The organism is Mesorhizobium sp. M7A.F.Ca.US.005.03.1.1 (genome assembly GCF_003997975.1).
GTDB classification, from domain to species: Bacteria; Pseudomonadota; Alphaproteobacteria; order Rhizobiales; family Rhizobiaceae; genus Mesorhizobium; species Mesorhizobium ciceri.
In genome coordinates this window covers 25,531-47,246 of record NZ_RZRO01000039.1, presented here as the reverse complement: position 1 = coordinate 47,246, position 21,716 = coordinate 25,531, and the positions used below count along the sequence as shown (strand labels likewise).

The 21,716-nt window shown below is 61.6% G+C and carries 20 protein-coding genes and 1 pseudogene; 6 read left to right on the top strand and 15 right to left on the bottom strand.

What is annotated here, in order from left to right; translation table 11 throughout:
• Positions 1–34 precede the first annotated feature (34 nt).
• From bamA to EN990_RS17610, 8 genes are all read right to left on the bottom strand, one after another.
• Positions 35–2,407: an outer membrane protein assembly factor BamA gene (gene bamA, locus EN990_RS17645; protein ID WP_027161557.1), complete on the bottom strand. Its 2,373-nt coding sequence runs from the start codon at positions 2,405–2,407 to the stop codon at positions 35–37.
• 217 nt (positions 2,408–2,624) lie between these two features.
• Positions 2,625–3,767 (bottom strand): RIP metalloprotease RseP, encoded by a 1,143-nt coding sequence (gene rseP, locus EN990_RS17640; protein WP_024503348.1) that lies wholly within the window; start codon positions 3,765–3,767, stop codon positions 2,625–2,627.
• Between the two features lie 102 nt (positions 3,768–3,869).
• Complete coding sequence (locus EN990_RS17635; RefSeq protein WP_127368446.1) at positions 3,870–4,685, bottom strand: phosphatidate cytidylyltransferase; 816 nt, start codon at positions 4,683–4,685, stop codon at positions 3,870–3,872.
• Entirely contained in the window at positions 4,682–5,416 is a 735-nt protein-coding gene (locus EN990_RS17630) for an isoprenyl transferase (RefSeq protein ID WP_013531758.1), read from the bottom strand. Before EN990_RS17630 ends, EN990_RS17635 begins: the two co-directional genes overlap by 4 nt.
• A gap of 34 nt (positions 5,417–5,450) precedes the next feature.
• A complete protein-coding gene (gene frr, locus EN990_RS17625) occupies positions 5,451–6,005 on the bottom strand; it encodes a ribosome recycling factor (protein WP_013531759.1) in 555 nt (184 codons plus the stop codon).
• Between the two features lie 98 nt (positions 6,006–6,103).
• Positions 6,104–6,826 (bottom strand): UMP kinase, encoded by a 723-nt coding sequence (gene pyrH / locus EN990_RS17620; protein WP_127368445.1) that lies wholly within the window; start codon positions 6,824–6,826, stop codon positions 6,104–6,106.
• A 147-nt stretch (positions 6,827–6,973) separates the two neighbouring features.
• Positions 6,974–8,083 carry an aldo/keto reductase gene (locus EN990_RS17615; protein ID WP_127368444.1) on the bottom strand — a complete coding sequence of 370 codons (1,110 nt, stop codon included), beginning with the start codon at positions 8,081–8,083 and terminating at the stop codon, positions 6,974–6,976.
• Positions 8,084–8,120: 37 nt separating this feature from the next.
• A complete protein-coding gene (locus tag EN990_RS17610; protein ID WP_127385400.1) occupies positions 8,121–8,648 on the bottom strand; it encodes a nuclear transport factor 2 family protein in 528 nt (175 codons plus the stop codon).
• Between the two features lie 116 nt (positions 8,649–8,764).
• On the opposite strand from EN990_RS17610, the gene EN990_RS17605 reads away from it, so the two are divergent.
• Positions 8,765–9,691 carry a LysR family transcriptional regulator gene (locus tag EN990_RS17605; RefSeq protein WP_127368442.1) on the top strand — a complete coding sequence of 309 codons (927 nt, stop codon included), beginning with the start codon at positions 8,765–8,767 and terminating at the stop codon, positions 9,689–9,691.
• 34 nt (positions 9,692–9,725) lie between these two features.
• Here EN990_RS17605 and tsf read toward each other — a convergent pair whose 3' ends face one another.
• The 5 genes from tsf to EN990_RS17580 all read right to left on the bottom strand — a co-directional run bounded on the left by tsf (position 9,726) and on the right by EN990_RS17580 (position 14,325).
• On the bottom strand, positions 9,726–10,646 hold the full coding sequence (gene tsf, locus EN990_RS17600; RefSeq protein ID WP_013531764.1) for a translation elongation factor Ts: 921 nt from the start codon (positions 10,644–10,646) through the stop codon (positions 9,726–9,728).
• 109 nt (positions 10,647–10,755) lie between these two features.
• On the bottom strand, positions 10,756–11,544 hold the full coding sequence (gene rpsB, locus EN990_RS17595) for a 30S ribosomal protein S2 (RefSeq protein ID WP_013531765.1): 789 nt from the start codon (positions 11,542–11,544) through the stop codon (positions 10,756–10,758).
• 202 nt (positions 11,545–11,746) lie between these two features.
• The gene (locus EN990_RS17590) at positions 11,747–12,025 is read right to left on the bottom strand and encodes a DUF4031 domain-containing protein (RefSeq protein WP_013531766.1); all 279 of its coding nucleotides are present in this window, start codon (positions 12,023–12,025) and stop codon (positions 11,747–11,749) included.
• 58 nt (positions 12,026–12,083) lie between these two features.
• A complete protein-coding gene (locus EN990_RS17585) occupies positions 12,084–13,382 on the bottom strand; it encodes a hypothetical protein (protein WP_127368435.1) in 1,299 nt (432 codons plus the stop codon).
• 115 nt (positions 13,383–13,497) lie between these two features.
• The gene (locus tag EN990_RS17580) at positions 13,498–14,325 is read right to left on the bottom strand and encodes a cell envelope integrity EipB family protein (protein ID WP_013531768.1); all 828 of its coding nucleotides are present in this window, start codon (positions 14,323–14,325) and stop codon (positions 13,498–13,500) included.
• Between the two features lie 138 nt (positions 14,326–14,463).
• Between EN990_RS17580 and EN990_RS17575 the strand changes: the two genes are divergently transcribed.
• The 5 genes from EN990_RS17575 to EN990_RS17555 all read left to right on the top strand — a co-directional run bounded on the left by EN990_RS17575 (position 14,464) and on the right by EN990_RS17555 (position 18,794).
• Positions 14,464–14,928, top strand: coding sequence for a RidA family protein (locus EN990_RS17575; protein ID WP_127368436.1), 465 nt, complete (start codon positions 14,464–14,466; stop codon positions 14,926–14,928).
• Between the two features lie 14 nt (positions 14,929–14,942).
• Positions 14,943–15,671, top strand: a complete 729-nt coding sequence (locus EN990_RS17570) for a glycerophosphodiester phosphodiesterase (RefSeq protein WP_024503355.1) — start codon at positions 14,943–14,945, stop codon at positions 15,669–15,671.
• 50 nt (positions 15,672–15,721) lie between these two features.
• Positions 15,722–16,936 carry a GNAT family N-acetyltransferase gene (locus EN990_RS17565; RefSeq protein WP_013531771.1) on the top strand — a complete coding sequence of 405 codons (1,215 nt, stop codon included), beginning with the start codon at positions 15,722–15,724 and terminating at the stop codon, positions 16,934–16,936.
• An 86-nt stretch (positions 16,937–17,022) separates the two neighbouring features.
• On the top strand, positions 17,023–17,454 hold the full coding sequence (locus EN990_RS17560; protein ID WP_013531772.1) for an HIT family protein: 432 nt from the start codon (positions 17,023–17,025) through the stop codon (positions 17,452–17,454).
• A 203-nt stretch (positions 17,455–17,657) separates the two neighbouring features.
• A complete protein-coding gene (locus EN990_RS17555) occupies positions 17,658–18,794 on the top strand; it encodes a phosphatase PAP2 family protein (protein WP_245460910.1) in 1,137 nt (378 codons plus the stop codon).
• A gap of 41 nt (positions 18,795–18,835) precedes the next feature.
• Here the strand turns inward: EN990_RS17555 and EN990_RS17550 are convergent.
• Both EN990_RS17550 and clpA read right to left on the bottom strand, forming a co-directional pair.
• Positions 18,836–19,182: pseudogene (locus EN990_RS17550) on the bottom strand (hypothetical protein).
• Positions 19,183–19,242: 60 nt separating this feature from the next.
• Entirely contained in the window at positions 19,243–21,711 is a 2,469-nt protein-coding gene (clpA, locus tag EN990_RS17545; protein ID WP_063172102.1) for an ATP-dependent Clp protease ATP-binding subunit ClpA, read from the bottom strand.
• Positions 21,712–21,716 lie beyond the last annotated feature (5 nt).

Genomic DNA, 21,716 nt, shown 5'->3' with positions numbered 1-21,716 from the left:
ACCCTGAAGACCCGGGAGCATCGTTGGCCGCCGATCAGAAGCGGGTCGATATGCCGAAGTTGAATTCCTGCACGTCGTCAGACGCTTCCTTCTTGACCGGGATCGCGTAGTCGATACGGATCGGACCGAACGGCGACGCCCACATCAAGCCAACACCGACCGAAGCGCGCAGCTTCATGCCCACCGTCGACTGGTCGACCAAGTCGTTGGCAACCTTGCTGCCGTAGAGCGTGGCCGCATCCGCGAAGACCGCGCCACGCAGGCCGAAGCTCTCTGGAACGACCGGAAGCGGGAACTGGGCTTCCGCCGAGGCGTTAAAATAGGTCGTGCCGCCCAGATGGTCGCCAGCGCCGTCGTTGTCGACCGGACCGATGCCGCCGTAGGCGAAGCCGCGGATCATGCGGTCGCTGCTCTGGAAGTGATCGAACACGCGCAGATCGCCGTCGCCGCCGTAGCCTTCGACATGACCGGCGCCGCCCGAAATAAGTCCGACCAGATCATACTGCTCCGACAGCGTCTGGTAGATGCTGCCTCGCCCCGTGACCTTCACGAACTTTGCATCGCCACCGAGACCCGCGACTTCCACCGTCGTGGTGGCGTAGATACCCTCGTGCGGGTTCTTCATGTCGTCGATGGTGTTGTAGACCAATCCCAGGCTAACCGAAGACTTGATCCATGGGCTCTGCTCTATGCCATCCAGGATAGCGTCGGAAACATTGCACTTAAGGGGATCATAAATGCCACCGGTCACGCAATCATCATCCAGCTTATATTTCTCTTGCGAGATGTTGTAAGCTAGCTGCGTCGTGATGCTGTCGGTGATCGGCAGGCCGAAACGCACGGTCGCACCCGTGGTGTCACTGTCGTAATGATCGTAGTTCCGGGTTTGCTTGAAGATGTCGAAACCGGCGGCGATGCGCCGTCCGAGGAAATAAGGCTCGGTGAAGGACAGGCTGTAGTCGCGCGAATTCTTGCCGCCGCCCGCAGACACCTTGATGAACTGGCCGCGGCCGAGGAAGTTGCGCTCGGTCACCGAGCCTTCGACCGACGGACCGGCCGTGTCGCCACCGGTCGAATAACCAGCACCCACCGAGAACTCGCCGGTCGACTTCTCAACCACGTCAACCACCAGAACGACTTGGTCGGGCTGCGAACCCGGCACAGTCGAGATGTCGACTTTCTCAAAGTAATTCAAGTTTTCCAGGCGCTTCTTCGCGCGCTGGATGAGCACCTGGTTGAAGGCGTCGCCTTCGCTGACGTCGAACTCCCGGCGAATGACATAGTCACGCGTGCGATCGTTGCCGCGGATCTCGATGCGCTCGATATAGGCCTTGGTGCCCTGGTCGATCGTATAGACCACCGAAATGGTGTGGTTCTCGAAATTGCGGTCGCCGCGCGGCGTGACCTGCGCGAAGGCATAGCCGGAACCGGCCACCTTCTCGGTCAGCGCGATGATGGAATCCTCGACGTTCTTGGCGTTGTAGACGTCACCCTTGTGGGTCTCGATCACCGATTCCAGCGACTTGCCGTCGACTTCAGGGATCGTGCTCTCGACGCTGACATCGCCGAACGTGTAGCGGTCGCCTTCCTGGACGGTGATGGTGACCGTGTACTTGTTCGTCGCGCTGTCGAGCTCGCCGACGGCGGACACGACCTGGAAGTCGGCATAGCCGTGATTGTAGTAGAAGCGGCGCAGCAGCTCCTGGTCCGCGCGCAGCTTGTCATCGTCGTAGACGTCGTCGCGCAGGATGAAGGAAACCCAGGACGAACGCTTGGTGTTGATGATATCCGACAGGCGGCGGCTGGAATAGGCGCTGTTGCCGACGAAATTGATCGCCGCGATCTGCGTGCGATCGCCTTCGGCAATGTTGAAGACCACATTCACGCGATTGTCGCCAAGCTGCATGACCTGCGTGGTCACGGTCACGTCGTCGCGACCAATGCGCTTGTAGGCAGCCTTGACCGACTCCACGTCGGCATCGAGCGTCGCCTGCGAGAACGTTCCGCGCGGCTTCAGCTGCACCGCCGCCGCGAGCGCATTGTCCTTGAGTTTCTTGTTGTTCTGGAACAGCACCTGGTTGACAACCTGATACTCGGCAACCTTCACCACCAGCGTCGAGCCGACCTGGTTGATCTGCACATCCGAAAACAGGCCGGTGCCAAACAGTGCCTTGACCGCACCGTCGATATCGGAACTGGAGAAAGCCTTGCCCGGCTTGATGGTGATGTAATTGCGGATGGTCTCAGCGTCGATACGCTGGTTGCCGCTTACTTCGACTCTGCTGACGACAGCGGCTTCAGCCGCCGATGTGGCAACGAACTGCACTGCGAGCGCGCCTGGCACGACCATGGCCGCGGACAGGGTCACCGCGGACGCGGCGCTTAGAAACTTGGATGCTGCCTTCATCGGGCTTAATAACCTTTTCTCGTAGTCCCCACGGCGAGAAAACCGGACGTGCGGTAATTTCCCCTACCGTATTAACCGGATTTTCCCTACACGCAAGGCTTCTGGTTAATTTGTATTTACTTAACCCTGCGGCGTGGCTTTCGCGTCACTCATATCCCCTTGCATGGTAAACGGCGTCTCAACATCGTCCATGCAGAAGCCAAATTTCTTCATGATTTCAGCACCCAAACAGATCGTTCCAAAAAACGAACCCCATGAAGCACAGCACCAGAAGCAACCCGGCCCGATAGGCCATTTCCATCATCCGTTCCGACACCGGACGGCGAATGACAGCCTCCACCCCGTAGAACAAGAGGTGACCGCCGTCGAGGGGGGGAATCGGCAAAAGGTTCAGAATTCCGATGCCAACGGATAGCAGTGCAACCAGCTGCACGAGCCATTCGAATCCCAGTTTCGCAGCCCTGCCCGCCATGTCGGCGATCTTCACCGGGCCGCCCAGCTGACATTTGTCTTCGCGCCCGACAACAAAGCGCTGCAGGAACTGGCCGGTGCGCTGGATGACGTGACCGGTTTCCTCGACCGCTGCCGCGACAGCTCCAACAGGCGTGTAGGTGATGAGCCGTGGCTGGCCGAGTTCCTTGTTGTTGACGACACCGATTACAGCGACCTTGACCTTGTTGCCGAGCGCGTCTTCCTGTTCCATCAGCCGCGGTGCCGCGGTCACAGTGACCTCCCGGCCGTCGCGCAGCATGACGAAAGTGATTGCGTCGTCCGCACGGCCCGAAACCAGGCGTTGAACGTCGCCAAAGGTTTCGACCTTGTTGCCGTCGACGCTGACGAATCGGTCGCCGGGAAGGATGCCGGCCTTCGCCGCCGGGCTGTCGGCGGTCACCTCGGCCACCATCGGCTCGGCGACATAGCGGCCATAGGCGGTGAACAGCACGGAAAAGACGACGATCGTCAGCAGGAAATTGAACAGCGGTCCGGCCACCACCGTTGCCGCGCGCTTCCAGATCGGCTGCGTGTGGAAGGCGACCTTGCGCTCTTCCGCGGTCAGCGTTTCAATTTCTTCCGACGTCGGCTGGCTCGATGTGGCGTTCATGTCGCCGACGAATTTGACATAGCCGCCAAGCGGTATCGCACACAGTTTCCAGCGCGTGCCGTGGCTGTCGTTGAAGCCGAAGAGTTCCGGGCCGAAGCCGATCGAGAAGGCCCTGACGCCGATGCCGCACCAGCGCCCGACAAGGTAATGGCCCATTTCGTGGACGAACACGACCACGGTCAGCACGAAGAGGAATGGCACCAGCGTGCCGAGGACAAAGCCTTGTGTGCTGAAAAGCGCGTGAAGAATCTCGTTCAAGACAAACCCTCAATTCTTCCACGGCGCAGACTGCGCCGTGACTGTGACACCAATCCGGGCGAATCCAAGGCGCATCGCGCAAAGGACCTGAAATGACACCACTCAAACGGGAAACAGACCCTGCGCCGGATGATCGGCGTTCGCCGAAATCCAGCCGATGACGTATAGGGCGAATGCAGCTGCGACAAGCCCATCGACACGATCCATGACGCCGCCATGGCCCGGGATGAGCGCGCCTGAGTCCTTGCGGCCATGGCGGCGCTTGACCCAGGATTCAAACAGGTCGCCTGCCTGCGAGACAATCGACAGCACGAGCGCCACCAGGCCGAGCAATGCCAGATTGCCGACACCGGCAGCTACGGCGAGGACCAGCCCGGCGACGACGCCGCCGAGCGCACCGCCGAGCGCGCCGCTGCGCGTCTTGCCGGGCGAGATAGAGGGCGCCAGTTTCGGCCCCCCAACGGCACGGCCAACGAAATAGGCAAGGATATCGGTGGCCCAGACGACCGCAAACAGGAACAGGATGGCAATGAGGCCCGAACGATCGCCATCGCGCAGCAAGGCGAGCGACAGGCCTGAAACCGCGGCATAGGCGAGGCCGCTCGCATCCCATTGTCCGGTCTTGCGAAGCGAGGCGGCTATCGCCGTTGCGGCAACAATGGCCGCCACAAGCGGCAGCAGCCAGGAGGCGGCCAGGCCGCCGATCAAGGCGCCAACGAAGACGACCAGCAATGCTTCCGGCAGGAAACCCAGGCCCGTGGCCCCGGTCGGGCGCGACATGCGGGTCCATTCATAGAAGATCGCCGCCGATATCACGGCGCACAGCAGCCGGAACGGCAGACCGCCGATCCAGGTCAGACCGAGAGTGATGATGGCGAGCACGATCGCCGAAACGACACGCAGCTGGAGATTGCTCATCCCGCGGCCGGTCGCGAAGCGACGTCCTGGCCTCCAAGTCCACCGAACCGGCGTTCGCGGCCAGCAAACTCACGCAAGGCCTCGGCAAGGTGCTCGCGGCTGAAGTCGGGCCAGTAGCAAGGCAGGAAGACGAGCTCGCTATAGGCGGCCTGCCACAGGAGGAAATTCGACAGGCGAAGCTCGCCGCTGGTGCGAATGACCAGTTCCGGGTCGGGAATGCCTTGCGTATCAAGCGCAACGGCAAAGCTTTCGGCTGATATCGCCTCGGCGTCGAGTTCGCCACGCGCCACGGCCAAAGCGAGCTTTTGCGCCGTGCGAACGATCTCGTCGCGTCCGCCATAGTTGAAGGCGATCACCAGCGTCAGAGATTCATTTGCGGCCGTCAGCGTTTCGGCCTCGTCGAGCAGTCCCCTGATATCGGGCTGCAGCCCTGCCCGGTCGCCGATGATTCTAACCCGCACACCGCTCTGGTGCAGTTCGGCAAGGTCACGGCGGATGAACATTTTCAGAAGGCCCATCAGGTCGCTGACCTCGGATTTCGGCCGCGACCAGTTCTCCGACGAGAAAGCGTAGACGGTCAGGTAGGAGATGCCGAGCCCGGGTGCTGCGCGCACCGTCTTGCGCAGCGCCTCGACGCCGGCACGATGGCCCGCAAGACGAGGCAAGCCGCGCGCCTTGGCCCAGCGTCCGTTTCCGTCCATGATGATCGCGACATGCGCGGGCGTTGCCATGTTCTCGCTTTCGGGTCAGCCGGAGGCCAAGACCCTAAACCTGCATGATTTCAGCTTCCTTATCGGAAAGCAGGTGGTCGATGGTGCTGATCGTCTCGTCGGTAAGTTTCTGAACCTGGTCCGAGCGCTTGCGCTGATCGTCCTCGCTGATGTCGCCGTCCTTCTCCGCCTTCTTCAGGAAGTCCATGCCGTCGCGGCGCACATGGCGCGCGGCGACCCGGGCGTTCTCGGCGTAGGTGTGCGAGATCTTGACCAGTTCCTTGCGGCGCTGTTCGTTGAGTTCGGGAAGCGGAATCCTGAGGTTGGTGCCGTCCACGATCGGGTTGAAACCCAGATTGGATTCGCGGATCGCGCGGTCGACCGCGCCAACCATCGACTTGTCCCAGACCGACACCGAGATCATGCGCGGCTCCGGCACCGAGACGTTGGCGACCTGATTGATCGGCATGGTGGTGCCATAGGCCTGCACCTGGATCGCATCGAGCAGATTGCTGGAGGCGCGACCGGTCCGCAGCGAAGCCAGATCATGCTTGAACGCGGCGATGGCCCCATCCATGCGCCGCTTGAGATCGTCGTACTCACCACTCATCTTTATCTCCTCGACCCGTCTAATGCGGGCTCACTGCTTCGGGGCCGTCTTCGAATCGGACCTTCGAAAACCGGTTTCCCTTCGGGCCAGGCCGCCGATCAATCGTCCGCGACGACCGTGCAGCGGCCGCCGCCCCTCAGAATATCGCCGAAACCACCTTTTTCGTGGATCGAATAGACGATTATCGGAATGTTGTTTTCGCGCGCAAGTGCAATCGCTGCAGTATCCATGATGGAAAGGCCGCGATTTATGACTTCGCCATGGCTGATGCGCTCGAAACGCGTCGCATTCGGGTCCTTCTTCGGGTCCGCCGAGTAGACGCCGTCGACCTGAGTACCCTTGAACAGTGCGTCGGCGCCAATTTCAGCCGCGCGGAGGGCGGCGGCCGAATCAGTGGTGAAGAACGGATTGCCGGTGCCGCCGGCGAAGATCACCACCTTGCCCTGGTTCATGTAGGCAGTCGCCTGGCGCTGCGAAAAGCTCTCGCAAAGTTCGGGCATGGCGATCGCCGAAAGCACCACGGCGTCGACGCCGATCTTGTTCAACGACGTGCGCAGCGCCAGCGAGTTGATCACCGTGGCAAGCATGCCCATGTGGTCGCCGGTGACACGGTCGCCGCCCTTGGAGGCAACCGCCACGCCGCGAAAGATGTTGCCGCCGCCGATGACGACGCCGACCTCGATGCCCAATGCACGCGCCTCGGCGATGTCGCCGGCGATGCGATCCACCACTGAAACGTCGATGCCGAAATGCTGCTCGCCCATCAATGCTTCGCCCGACGCTTTCAACAAGACACGTCGGTAGAGGGGCTTCAACGTCATCTGGGCCTCTTCATTTGCATGTGGCGCGTTCCGGTGGCTACCCTCGCGCAGGCGCCGCCTCGAAACAATGGCGTTCCGATACACGAAGGGCGCCGCGATGTCACGCGGCGCCCAAACGGCAAATTCGCCGGTTTCCTGTCCCATCAATCAATTGGTGGACACGCTGGCCGACTCTCCTTCGATAAGCACCGGTGACACGTAGTTGGAGGGCTTGTCGCCGGTTGTCGCGCCGCCGGTGACGCGCGCCTGTATCTGCGCGCCGAAATAGGAATAGGGAAACGGCGCTGGAGTTCTGCTGACCCTCTCCAGCCGGTCGCGATGCGCTTTCGGAATCTCGAAATCCAGCGCGCCAAGATTGTCCTGCATTTGGCTGAGCGTCGTCGCACCGAGAATGACGGTCGCGATCCCCGGCTGCGTCGCTACCCAGTTGAGCGCGACCTGAGGCATGCTGCGGCCGATCTCGGATGCGACCTTCTCGAGTTCGGCCACGATAGCCCAGTTGCGTTGCGTGAACTTTTGGAACCCCGGATGCGTCGAGTTGCGAAATCCGTCGAGCCGGCCCGCGGTTCCGGCCTGAGCCGGCCGATACTTGCCGCTCAGCAGCCCGCTGGCCAGCGGGCTCCACACCATGATGCCGGCGCCATGGCGCGTGCCGAATGGCACGAACTCATTCTCGATCGCGCGTTCGGCCAATGAATATTCGAGCTGTAGCGCCGAAACCGGCTCATATCCGCGCAATTCGGCGATCGCCTGTGCGCGGCCCGCATACCAGGCGGGCACATCCGAAAGGCCGACATGGCGCACCTTGCCCATCCGAACCAGGTCGTCCAGCGTGCGCATGACCTCCTCGGCCGGGGTCAGCCTGTCCCAGACATGCATGAGATAGAGATCGATATAGTCGGTCCCCAACCGTTTCAGCGAAACATCTACGGCCCGCATGATGTTCTTGCGGCCATTGCCGCCGGCATTCGGATTTCCGGGCTGCATGTTCATGGTGAACTTGCTGGCGATCACCGCCATGTCGCGCAAGCCGCGCTCGGCGATGAATTCGCCAAGCCAGGCTTCGGCCGTGCCGTCTGTGTAGAGATCCGCCGTGTCGAAGAAATTGCCGCCCGCCTCGACATAGGCGTCGAACATCGCCCGCGCCGTATCCCTGTCGGCTCCCCAGCCCCATTCCGTGCCGAAAGTCATCGTGCCCAGCGCCAGCCGGCTGACCCTGAGGCCGCTGTTGCCAAGAGTGTAGTAGGTCATGGTCATAATCGTCTTCCAATGCTTGGTGATAGATGCCCGAGCGTCACTGGCCCGGAGTGGTCTTGACCCAGGGATTGCCGCGCTCGTGTGTCATGCGGAACGCAAAGCCATCGACCTTCCAGCCATCCGCAAAACGCGTCAGGTGATGCTCATAGGTGCCCCAGACCTCCCAAAGCGGGTCGCCATTGCCTTCCATCCGGTTCCAGGCATAGCCGTTCGACAGGACAGTCGCCGTGTCCCCTTCGAGAACGACCTGGTGATTGGTGCGCAGATGCAGGCTTGTCTTGCTGCCCTTGAGGTTGGCCGCCCAGGCGCCAATCAGGTCGTCGGAAGCGATGTTGGCCGCCGGCTGTCCGGAAAGGCTGCTGAAATCGGCAGTGGCCCGATCCGCGAAATAGCTGCGTGCAAGCTTCCAGTTCTGGGCGTCGACGGCCCGGTCGATGGCATCGGCGATGCGAATGACCGCGCGTTCGTCTGCGAGCGCCCGCCAGTCTGATGGCTCCGCCTCGCCGGCGTCCATCGGCGCCAACGCCATGCCTGCCGCGAAAGTTACGCGCTTCAACGCATTCATGTTCTTTCTCCTCGATGCCATCAGCCCATCGTCGACGTGCGGCCGGCAATGTGGACCGCTCGGCCGACATCGACAAGATTGCATTGTTCGCATGGACCATGCGATATCATGCATGAATGTACCGGGACCTGCTCACCCACTTGCCTGTGATCGTCGCCGTGGCCCGACGCGGCGGCTTCGCGCTTGCCGCCGCCGAACTCGGCATGAGCCCTTCGGCAGTCAGCCATGCGGTGCGCATTGTCGAAGAGCGGATCGGCCAGCCTTTGTTCGCACGGACGACGCGCAGCGTTTCGCTCACCGAGGCCGGCAAGGCGCTGGTGGAAACGGCGGCTCCGGCCCTCCAGGATATTGCCGAGCGGATGGACCGTATCCGCAGCGTCAAAGGCAGGCCGTCTGGCCTGCTCAGGATCAACGCCTCCAACATCGCCATACCATTGGCGGTGACGCCGGTGGTCGCCGCGATGGCCGAACGCTATCCGGAGGTTACGGTGGAGGTCTTCGCTGACCAGGGTCTGGTTGACATCGTCGGCGAAGGCTTCGATGCCGGCATCCGGCTTGGCGAGATGATCGCCCAGGACATGGTCGCGGTCCGGCTGACGCCGCCGTTCTCCGTCGTCATCGTGGCCTCGCCCGTTTATATCGGACGGCACGGCCGTCCCAGCAGCGTTGCCGATTTGGCGAACCACAATTGTATTGGCTACCGGCTCGTCCGCTCTGGTGCGCTCTATCGCTGGGATCTGATCGAGGATGGCAAGGACATCGCCATGGAGACGCGGGGCAGCGTTGTCGTGACGGATTCGCTCGCAGCAATCGATCTTGCGCTTGCAGGCGTCGGGCTTGCCTATGTCTTCGAGCCGCTGGCGCGCGCCGATCTTGCCGCGGGCCGCCTGGTCCAGATGCTGCCGCAGACGGCGATCGAGGAACCGGGGCTATTCCTCTATTTCCCGCGCCGGGCGTCAATGGCGCCGAAGCTCAGGGCCTTTATCGACACCGCACAAGAAATCGGCCGGGCATCCTTGCGGACACCCGGCCGAGTTGCCTGAGCTGAGAAGCCCCTTCAGGGGCTATTTGTAAGGATTATTTCTTCACCGCAGCCGCGACTTCCGCCGCGAAATCGGTCTCTTCCTTTTCAATGCCTTCGCCGAGCGCAAAGCGCAGATAGGCGGAGATCTTGGCCGGAGCGCCGATTTCCTTCTCGGCATCCTTCAGTGCCTGCTCGACAGTGATGTCGGGATTGAGCACGAAGGCCTGCTTCAGGAGCACGACTTCCTCATAGAACTTGCGTAGGCGGCCTTCGACCATCTTTTCGATGATCGCTTCCGGCTTGCCGGACTGGCGCGCCTGATCGGCGAAGATCGCCTTCTCGCGCTCGACCGCAGCCGGATCGATCTGCTCGGCCGTCAGCGCCAGCGGGTTGGTGGCGGCGACATGCATGGCAACCTGGCGGCCAAAGGCATTGGCGGCATGCTCATTGCCCGTGGTCTCGATCGCGACCAGAACGCCGAGCTTGCCAAGACCATCGGCAACTGCGTTGTGGACGTAGGTGGCGACAGCACCGTGCGGGACGGTGAGCTTGGCCGAGCGGCGGAAGCCCATGTTTTCGCCGATGGTGCCGACAGCGTCCTTGATGGTGTCGGCAACCGACTTGTCGGAACCCGGATACTTTGCGGCGGCCACAGCCTCCGTCGTGCCGTAGGCCAGCGCAACCTTGGCAACATTGGCGACGATTTCCTGAAACGCGGCGTTGCGGGCAACGAAGTCGGTCTCGGAATTGACCTCGACGACGGCAGCCTCGCGCACGCCGTTGTCGACGCCGATCAGGCCTTCAGCCGCGGTGCGGCCAGCCTTCTTGTCGGCCTTGGAGATACCCTTCTTGCGCAGCCAGTCGACGGCCTCTTCCATGTTGCCGTTGGTCTCGGTCAACGCCGCCTTGCAATCCATCATGCCCGCGCCGGTCAAGTCGCGGAGTTCTTTGACCTGTGCAGCCGAAATGCTCATTGTCGCCTCTTTGTTTTAAATGCACCGACGCACCATCGGTATTCGATGGTGCGTCTGTTTAGCGTGCCAGAATATGAGAAAGGTGAAGGCCGCAACCGGCCTTCGATTATCAAGCTTCCGGAGCGTCTGCAGCCGGGGCCGGAGCCGGGTCGAGCGCGGGTTCGACGGGAGCTTCGATCGAAGCGCCGATGTCGACGCCGAGCGCGCCCTGCTGACGGGCGATGCCGTCGATCGCAGCCTTGGCGATCAGATCGCAATAGAGCTGGATGGCGCGGGCCGCGTCGTCATTGCCGGGGATCGGGAAGTCGATCTTGTCCGGATCGCAGTTCGAATCGATGATGGCGACGACCGGAATGCCGAGGCGCTTGGCCTCGAGAATGGCGATCGCTTCCTTGTTGGTGTCGATCACGAACATCAGGTCGGGCGTCGAGCCCATGTCCTTGATGCCGCCCAGCGCCTTGTCGAGCTTCTCGCGCTCGCGGTCGAGGTTCAGGCGTTCCTTCTTGGTCAACCCTTGCGCCTCACCGGCCAGCATCTCGTCGAGCTTGCGCAGGCGCTGGATCGAATTCGAGATCGTCTTCCAGTTGGTCAGCATGCCGCCGAGCCAACGCGAGTTGACGTAGTACTGGGCCGAACGCTGTGCCGCATCGGCGACGATGTCGGACGCCTGGCGCTTGGTGCCGACGAACAGCACCCGGCCGCCCTTGGCGACGGTGTCGGAAACCTGCTTCAGCGCCTGGTGCAGCAAAGGCACCGTCTGCGAGAGGTCGATGATGTGGATGTTGTTGCGGGCGCCATAGATGTAGGGCGCCATTTTCGGGTTCCAGCGATGGGTCTGGTGGCCGAAGTGAATGCCAGCTTCCAAAAGCTGGCGCATGCTGAAATCAGGCAGTGCCATTCAAAGTTCCTTTCCGGTTAGCCTCCACGGACACAGGCATTTTTGGACTTTGTCCTCGAACGCCACCGGAGGTTTCAGCCGGATTTCTCCCGGGCAGACACCAAAGTCCGTGTGTGGAATGAGCGCGCATATAGAGGGGATGCGCGATAAACGCAAGTGCCGCGGGACCTGTGTGCGGCGTGCGACGATCCGCGCGCTGCCGTCAGCGCTTTATCTTGCCGTTCGGCACCCGCACCCGCCGGAAGACCGCGACGATCTCCTCGCGGCTGCATTCGATGGCGCCGAGCCGCACCGCACGGTCACGCTCGAAGCCGGTTATGTCATAATGCGGCGCCGATGTCTTGGGCGGCCCCTGGTAGGATGAGCGCTTGACGCCAAGATGCGCGGCAAAGCGATGCAACTCGTCGGTGTCGTCGGCCAACAGATGGCACCAGCGATGGCCGGCCCAGTTCCAGATCGCTGCGTCGACATAGGCTGCCATAAAGCTTGCTGTCTGCCTTCCATCCGTCACGACAGTCGGCCACATGGCCCGGCTGATGTCAGTGACGATAGAATGGATTGGGATAGAAAATGAAGCCGCCATTGGCTGCAAGCTCGGCGACGATGTTGGTGACTGTATCCTGCATGCGACGGTGCAGATCGGCAACCGCATCGTCGATCGAGCCCGTATGCTCATGCAAGCCCAGTGCCTCCGGCACCCGGATGTGGGCGCAACGCGGCCCGGCCGGCTGCGGAACGAACCGGTTCATCGTGTCGCGCAGCCCGCCCCGACAATAGTCGTTGCGGATCCGCTTCAGATGTTCGGCGATCTCCTCCTGGCTAATGCGCGGATTGGCGCAGGCCCAGGGTCCGACGCGTTGCAGCCTCTGAACCCTATCGGCGAGCGCGCGGACCTGCCTTTGCCGTTCGGCATCGCCAGTGTTTTCGCGCTGCCAGCGACGCGCCCGCCGCAGAAGCTCGGTGATGTCGGCGACATCAATGTCGGCTGAGATGCTTTTGCCGAGCTGGCGGCTGAGCTCGGTGACCAAAACCCTCTGACGCTGGGCATAGGAAGCGCCTTGGGCGAACGGCATACCGCTGGCAGCTTCATCGCGGGCCAGCAGTGTCGAATAGACATGGTGAATGCGCTGCGGCAGCGTGTCGGTCGCCTGGCGTTCTATTTTGAGGTTTTTCTCGACATAGGCACATTCCTTCGCCAGTGCCGCTTCGACGTTGCCGGTGAAGACAAGCTTCCAGACGACGGGCGCGATCCAGACCTTGAAATTGGGATCCGTGGCCCGACCGCGCTTGAGGGCCTCCAGTCCCATCTCGACGGCACCCGGCAGCAAAGGCGCAACGACATTGGCATGCCAGCCGACGCCGCCTTCGGGATGCAGCAGCACGCCATGGCCTTTCAAGGCCCAGGCGATCGAGTGTTCCTTCGCTGCCCCGCTGTTGCCGGGAATCTGGGCGATCAGATTGTTGGCCAGCCAGAACTTCTGCATCAGCCGGCCAAGGCCGTTGACGACACCATTGGTCGCCCATGAGGCCGTGAGCGGGCTGACCTGCGACACGATTTCCTTGTCGATCATCCAGTCGGTGAAGAACTCGGGATGATTGGGCGTAATGAAGGTCGCCTTCCCTGCCCCGCAATTGGCCTTCAGCCGCTCAAGATCAGCGTCGGGAAAGTCGATATGGCGGACATTTGAGACGCCGCGCAGACCGGCCAGGCGATTGAACGGCAACAGATCCCGAAACCCGGGAATGCCGCGCAGCATGACGATCCGGTTGACGGATGTCATGGCCCTGATCAGTGCCGGGTTGGGCCGCGGCGCGACGAACGTATCGATCCTGCTCAAGCTGATCCCCCTCGCGCCTGGACGCTGGGAAGCAGGTTGGGAGACGATTGCGGCACGTTCAAGTCGTTCGTTACGACCACGCCGTGCCGTGGCAAATCAGCTGCCTAGACAGGCACTATTTGGCGGGACAAGGTTTTGTCTGGTCGAACAGCGACAGGTTGACCAGCTTGCCGGTCATCGAGAAGTCGCCATAGTCCATGACGAGATCGCGGGTGATGCCGTTCTCATGCAGCTTGAAGCTGATACGGTATTCCGGAACCTCTTCGCCGGTCTTGTTGGTGTCGTCGAAATAGGCGATGTCGACCGGCCAGTATTTGTCGGTGGCGAGCTTTGCCAGTGCCGAAGCTTCCGGGTCGGCCTTGTCGGCATCGGTTTTCTTGCCGACAACGACGGTGGTGGTCATCACCTTGTTGGCGTCTTCGGAACCGTCGAACAGGTTGGTTTCGTAAAAATTCTCGCCCTTTTCGGCCTTGCCGATCAGTTCGACCAGATGCTGGGTCGGGAATTGGGTTGTCGCGAGCTCGACGCTGTTCTTTTCAGGCTTGTCGATGTCGACCTTGAGGCCCTTGGTCTCTTTCGTGGCGATGCCCTTGACCTCCTTGTCGAGATTCTGGTCGACGAAGGACTTTGTCACGAACGAAAAGGTCTTGCCCTCGGCATCCTCGAAAGTGGTCGTCTGCTGGTCGGTCAACCTGGTGTTGTCGGCGGTGACGATCTGGGTGACGAAGCGGAATTTCACCGTATAGCCTTCGCAGGCCGAGCCGTTGAACTCATAGACCATGCGGCCGGATATACCCGTGATGCCGGACTGATCGGAAGCCTTTTTCAGGGTAAGATCGTAGACGGCGCGGTGGGCTTGCAGCGCCGGCGCTGCGAAGACAGGGCCTATCGAGAATATCCCCGACAACAGGACGGCATGGAATGCGAGGCGCGTTGCGCGCATGAGGTACTCCGATCGTCGCGACTGATGGCAGGCCGCAGGGAAAGATGGTCCAGCTTAAAAAAAGTCGTGGCGGAAGCGAGGCAAAAATAGCAATTTCGGCCCGGCCGGCGCGGCGTCACCAAGCAATAGGGAAATACCATGAGTGAAACAATCGAAAAGCGGCTAAGCGATCTGGGTGTGACGCTTCCCGTCGCCGCCGCGCCCGCCGCCAACTACGTGCCCTATTGCAGGACCGGCCATTTGCTGTTCACTGCCGGGCAATTGCCGCTCAAGGACGGCAAGCTGCAGGCGAGCGGGCTGCTCGGCCGCGACGTCGACACGGCAGGCGGCAAGGACGCGGCAAAATACTGCGCGATCAACATCCTGGCGCAGGCCAAGGCAGCACTCGGCGACCTCGAGAAGATCAGCCGTCTGGTGAAGATCACCGTTTTCGTCGCCTCGTCACCCGAGTTCGTCGAGCAGCATCTGGTTGCCAACGGCGCCTCCGATTTCCTGGTCGCCGCCCTTGGCGAGCGCGGCAAGCATGCACGCTCCGCCGTCGGCACGGCCTGCCTGCCGCTTAATGCCGCAGTGGAAATCGAAGCCATCTTCGAAGTCGCATGAGCCAGGGTACAGATATGACCGACCTATCCTGGCTGACCGCCCGGCCCGTTGCCCACCGCGGCTTCCACGACATGAACAAGACGCGCTGGGAAAACACGCTGTCGGCCTTTGCCGCAGCCGCCGAACGCGGCTACGCCATCGAATGCGACGTGCACCTGTCGTCCGACCGCGTTCCCGTCATCATCCATGACGGCGATCTCAAGCGCCTGACCGGCCAGGATGGTTTCGTCTGGCAGCGTACCGCAGCTGAACTCGCGGCGCTCAGGGTCGGTGGCACGGCGGACCATGTGCCGACGCTGCAGGAAGCGCTCGACCTGGTCGATGGCCGCGTGCCACTGGTCGTCGAGCTGAAAGGCACGCCCGGCTATGACGAAGGCCTGGTGGCAAGCGTCGGCAAGATGCTCAAGCGCTACAAGGGCAAGGCGGCGATCATGTCGTTCGACCATTGGCTGGTCCGCGATTTCCCAAAGGACGCGCCGGGTATCCCAGGGGGTCTCACCGCCTACGGCAAGGACGTCGGGTTGATCGAGGCGCATTTCGCCATGCTGGCGCATGAGATCGCCTTCACCTCCTACGCCGCCGGCGACCTGCCAAACCCATTTGTCAGCTTCGTGCGTGAAAGGCTGAAAATGCCTGTTATCACCTGGACGGTGCATGACCAGCCGGCGGTCGACCTGACCTTCAGATATGCCGATCAGATGACGTTCGAAGGGTTCGAACCCGATCTGGTCAAAGTCGCCTGAGTGTCTGAAACGTGACTTGCACCAGGCCGGACGGAGCTTAAATAAGCCTCATGGATCAGGGCGACGAGGGTGACGGACAAACGGCCAATGCGGACTATTCGATCCGCGTCGCCGCCGGCATCGGCGCCTTCACCTGTGATGAATGGAATGGCTTTGCGGGAACTGCGCGCGGCGATTTAGAAACCAGCTACAATCCTTTGGTTTCATTCGCTTTCCTGAGCGCCCTTGAGGATTCCGGATGCGCCGTGCGCCGCACTGGTTGGCAGGGCCACCATCTCAGGCTGGAGGATGGGCGGGGCAGATTGCTGGGCGCGGTGCCCTGTTATCTCAAATCGCACAGCCAGGGCGAATATGTGTTCGACCATGGCTGGTCGGATGCGTTCGAACGCGCCGGTGGCCGCTACTATCCCAAACTGCAAAGTGCCGTGCCGTTCTCCCCGGTCACCGGCCCTCGCCTGCTGGTCACCAGGGGCGAGGACAGTGCCAAGGTGAAGGCCGGTCTCGCTGCGGGCCTGAAGGCGGTGACGCAAAAGCTCGGTGTCTCTTCCGCACATGTCACCTTCGCGCAAGAGAGCGATGTGGAGGTGCTGGAAGCAGCCGGTTTCCTGCACCGCACCGACCAGCAATTCCATTTCTTCAACGAAGGCTTTTCAACCTATGACGACTTCCTCGCCACCCTTGCCTCGCGCAAGCGAAAGGCGATGAAAAAGGAAAGGCGCGAAGCGCTTGCCCCAGGCATCTCAATCGACCGGCTGACCGGCAAGGACCTCACGGAGAAAGCCTGGGACGATTTCTTCGCCTTCTACATGGACACCGGCAGTCGCAAATGGGGCCGGCCCTATCTCAATCGTCAATTCTTCTCGATGATCGGCGAGCGCATGGCCGACGACATCCTCCTGGTGATGGCTAGGCGCAACGGGCGCTATATCGCCGGCGCGATCAATTTCATCGGTTCGGATGCACTTTATGGCCGCAACTGGGGCTGCATCGAGGACCATCCCTTCCTGCATTTCGAGGTCTGCTATCACCAGGCGATCGACTTCGCCATCGAGCGCAAGCTCAAGGTGGTCGAGGCGGGAGCGCAGGGCGAGCACAAGCTGGCGCGCGGCTACCGGCCGGTGACCATGCATTCCGCGCACTACATTGCGCACCCAGGCCTGCGCAACGCCGTCGCCGACTATCTTCGGCGCGAACGGCAGGAGGTGGAGCGGATGAGCGAATATCTGGAAGAGCATACCCCGTTCCGCAAGGATCTCGAGGAGTAGCCCCGGTTGGCCGATTGGGGGGCGACGATTATCTTGCCGAATTTCGACGCCTTCGCTACACGAAGGCACAATCCGGAGCGTTCGCCATGACCGAGGCCGCCTACGATACCGACAACATTTTCGCCAAGATCCTGCGCGGCGAAATTCCCTCGCACCGTGTCTACGAGGATGACGCGGTCATCGCCTTCATGGATGTGATGCCGCAGGGGCCCGGCCATACGCTGGTGGTGCCGAAAGCGCCGTCGCGCAACCTTCTCGATGCCGATCCGTCAATTTTCGGCCATCTCTTGAGCGCCGTTCAGAAAGTGGCGCTGGCGGTGAAAAAGGCCTTCGGCGCCGATGGCGTCACCGTCATGCAGTTCAATGAGCCGGCCTCGGGGCAGACCGTCTATCATCTGCATGTGCATGTCATTCCGCGCTTCGACGGCATCCCGCTGAAGCCGCACACGGGCGAGATGGAGAAGCCGGAGATTCTGGTCGGGAACGCCGAAAAGATACGGACTGCACTCAAAAATTGAGAGCGGGAGGTCCGCCAATGATGTGGTGGACCTGGTCGAGAATATCGGACTAACAAGCGCCGTTCAGTCCAGAAGCCGATTCTAATGCCCGGCCGTGCCCAGTGCCGACTCAACCGTTTGCAACTCTAATCGTCTGATTAGGAAATATCGAACCATCTCACGGTAAAATGCTAACGCGTGGCGAGCTGTGGGGCTTCAAAACCATGGAACATTCGGTTGCGGCATCGGCCCCACTGGCGGGGGCAATTGTCGAGCGTGCTTTTCTTGGCATCTTGGCGGATGCCTTTTGGCGACACCGGCTGCTGCACGCTATGGCTGCCGCTGCGCTGCTTCTGGCAAGCGCAGTCGGGTGGCACACTGGAAACATGCCGGATTTCGGCGTTCTGGAGGAATACGCTGAGTATCTTTTCATCGCCTTCTGGATTTGCGGCTCAGCCTTTGCACTTGGGACGCTTCTCCATCTTGCGCTGGTCCAGCGGGATACCGAACCGCTGCACACCTTCCTGAAGTCACTGGGTAGATTCTTTGGCGACGCCGAACGCATTGCCAACAGCCTGAATGGCCTGGGTGCGGGTCTTGCCTTCATATCCGCGATCGGTGTGTTGAAGGGAGCCATTGCAATCCTCTCTCCGTTTGCATGGGACAAGGCATTGGCTCAGGCCGACCGCATCCTGCATTTCGGTCGAGCCCCGCACGAATGGTTGTGGTTTATCGTCCAGTCGCCGCTTGCATTGAAGATCATCAACATCGCTTACAATTTCTGGTTCGTCGTGCTCATTACCGCGGTTTTCACCGTGTGCATCGCACGCAAGGATACGAAGCTGCGTCACCAGTTCCTGATGAGCTTCATGACGGTGTGGACGCTGGGTGGCTTCTTCCTCGCGATGGGCCTGTCGTCGGCTGGCCCTTGCTTTTACGAGCGATTGGGGTTCGGCAACGACTTTCACGCCCTCATGCAAGCACTCGCCACCGCCGATCGCATCTATCCAATCTGGGCGCTCAACACGCAGGATATGCTGTGGGGTGGCTACACCGGCGCAACTACCGGCAGCGTCGGTATATCCGCCTTCCCATCCCTGCACGTTGCGATGGCGGTGCTGTTCGCTCTCTATGCAACGCGGCGGTCTCGGCTGGCCGGTGTTGTGATGTGGTTATTCGCGGGCGTCATTATGGTCGGAGCCGTCGTGCTTGGCTGGCACTATGCCGTGGATGGCTATGCGGGCGCATCCCTGATGGTCGCGATCTGGAAGGCGTGCGGATATTTGCTGACCCGTTTCGAGTCGGACAGCGCGGCCGCTGAGAGCTCCACCATGCAATCGCCGGCCCTTTGCGGGATGTAAATTCGCCGATCTGGACGAACTCGCCTGCGGCGGCATGCCGGTCAAAACGCCTCAAGGGCGGCGCTGGATGGGTTGGACAATTTCCGAAACGCTGTTGGATACGGTCCTTGCCGAAGCTGCTCTGCGAGCGTGTCCGCGCATTGCCCAGGGCTCAGGAGCGACGTGTCGACTTCCAGATCGTACACACCGGGCCGGTGCACCTCTTCCTGCCACAGGCGCGCCACCGGGCCGCAATCCCATCCCGGGTCGATAGCGCGGCGGCATGGCCTGATCGCAAACGTCGACACCGAGATTGATCCAGACGCCATCGAAGCACCCCTGAACAGCCTTGGCGATGCTTGTTTTTCGATCGCGGCGCACCGTTCAGGGTGATGATCTGGCCGATTATGCCTACCCTCGCTCCAATAAAAAAGCCCCGTGCCCGGGGCTTTCTTGACTTTCGTAAGGTTCAGTTCTTTCGGGGCAGTTGTGGCACCAGGCTGCGCTTGCCGCCGTCCTTGCCCTTGGCTTCGGGCTTCTGCGCCACCAGCTTCTTGGCCGTCGGCTTTTTCACCACGGCCTTTCTGGACTTCGGCGTTTCTTCCGGCTCTTCCTTCTTCGGCTTCACCGGCGCCTCGTCGGCCAGCGATTCGAGCTTCAGGCCGGTCTCGCCGGTTTCCTTCTTCTCGACGGTGACGCGCACCGTGCCGCCCTTCTTGAGCTTGCCGAACAGCACCTCGTCGGCCAATGGCTTCTTGATGTGCTCCTGGATCACACGACCGAGCGGCCGCGCGCCCATGCGCTCATCATAGCCCTTGTCGGCGAGCCAGGCGATCGCGTCCGCCGACAGGTCGAAGGTGACGCCACGCTCGGAAAGCTGGGCCTCGAGCTGCATGACGAACTTCTGCACCACCTGATGGATGACCGGCACCGGCAGCGAGCCGAACGGGATGATCGCATCGAGACGGTTGCGGAACTCCGGCGTGAACAGCCGGTTGATCGCCTCGACATCGTCGCCTTCGCGCTTGGTCGAGCCGAAGCCGATCGCCGCACGCTGCGCATCCGACGCGCCCGCATTGGTGGTCATGATCAGGATCACATTGCGGAAGTCGATCTGCTTGCCGTTGTGGTCGGTCAGCTTGCCATGGTCCATAACCTGCAACAGGATGTTGAACAGGTCCGGATGCGCCTTCTCGACCTCGTCCAGCAACAGCACGCAATGCGGATGCTGGTCGACGCCGTCCGTCAGAAGACCGCCCTGGTCGAAGCCGACATAGCCGGGAGGAGCACCGATCAGCCGCGACACGGTGTGGCGCTCCATATATTCCGACATGTCGAAGCGGATCAGCTCCACGCCGAGCGACGCTGCCAACTGCTTGGCCACTTCGGTCTTGCCGACGCCGGTCGGGCCGGAGAACAGGTAGGAGCCGATCGGCTTCTCCGGTTCGCGCAGGCCGGCACGCGCCAGCTTGATCGCCGAGGTCAGTGCGGTGATCGCAGTGTCCTGGCCATAGACGACTCGCTTCAGCTCGATATCGAGGCCCTGCAGCACCTTCTCGTCGTCGGCCGAAACCGTCTTCGGCGGGATGCGGGCCATGGTGGCGATCGTCGCCTCGATCTCCTTGATGCCGATAGTCTTCTTGCGCTTGGCTTCCGGCACCAGCATCTGCGAGGCGCCGGTCTCGTCGATCACGTCGATCGCCTTGTCCGGCAGCTTGCGGTCGTTGATGTAGCGTGCCGACAGCTCCACCGAGGCCTTGATCGCCTCGTTGGTGAACTTCACCTTGTGGAACTCCTCATAATAGGGCTTGAGGCCCTTCATGATCTCGATCGCGTCCTCGATGGTCGGCTCGTTGACGTCGATCTTCTGGAAGCGCCGCACCAAGGCACGGTCCTTCTCGAAGAACTGGCGGAATTCCTTGTAGGTGGTCGAGCCGATGCAGCGGATCGCACCCGACGACAGCGCCGGCTTCAACAGGTTGGACGCATCCATGGCGCCGCCTGAAGTCGCCCCTGCCCCGATCACCGTGTGGATCTCGTCGATGAACAGCACGGCGCCAGGATAATCCTCGAGCTCCTTGACGACCTGCTTCAGCCGTTCCTCGAAATCACCGCGATAGCGCGTGCCGGCGAGCAGCGTGCCCATGTCGAGCGCGAAGATGGTTGCATTGTGCAGCACTTCGGGAACGTCGCCCTCGACGATGCGCTTGGCCAGGCCCTCGGCGATCGCCGTCTTGCCGACGCCGGGGTCACCGACATAGAGCGGGTTGTTCTTGGAGCGGCGGCACAGCACCTGGATGGTGCGGTTGATCTCGGACTCGCGGCCGATCAGCGGATCGATCTTGCCGGCCTTGGCCTTGTTGTTGAGGTTGACGCAATAAGCCGTCAGCGCGTCCTGCTGCTGCTTCTTCTTGCCGCCTTCCTCTTGCGGCTCGGCGCCGTTCTGGCCGCCCTGCTCGTCGTCGGCGCCGCGCGGCGAGCGTGTCTCCGACGCGCCCGGACGCTTGGCAATGCCGTGCGAGATGTAGTTGACCGCATCGTAGCGGGTCATCTGCTGTTCCTGCAGGAAATAAGCGGCATGGCTCTCGCGCTCGGCGAAGATAGCGACGAGCACGTTGGCGCCCGACACTTCCTCGCGGCCAGAAGACTGCACATGGATCACCGCGCGCTGGATGACGCGCTGGAAACCGGCCGTCGGCTTGGAGTCCTCGTCGTAGCCGGTGACGAGGTTGTCCAGCTCGGTGTCGATATAGGTGAGAACCGTATGCTTGAGCTCATCGAGATCGACATTGCAGGCGCGCATGACGGCGGCCGCCTCGGTATCGTCGATGAGCGCGAGCAGCAGATGTTCTAGGGTTGCATATTCATGGTGCCGCTCATTGGCGAGCGTCAGCGCCTGGTGAAGCGCCTTTTCCAGGCCTTGGGAGAAAGCCGGCATGTTAC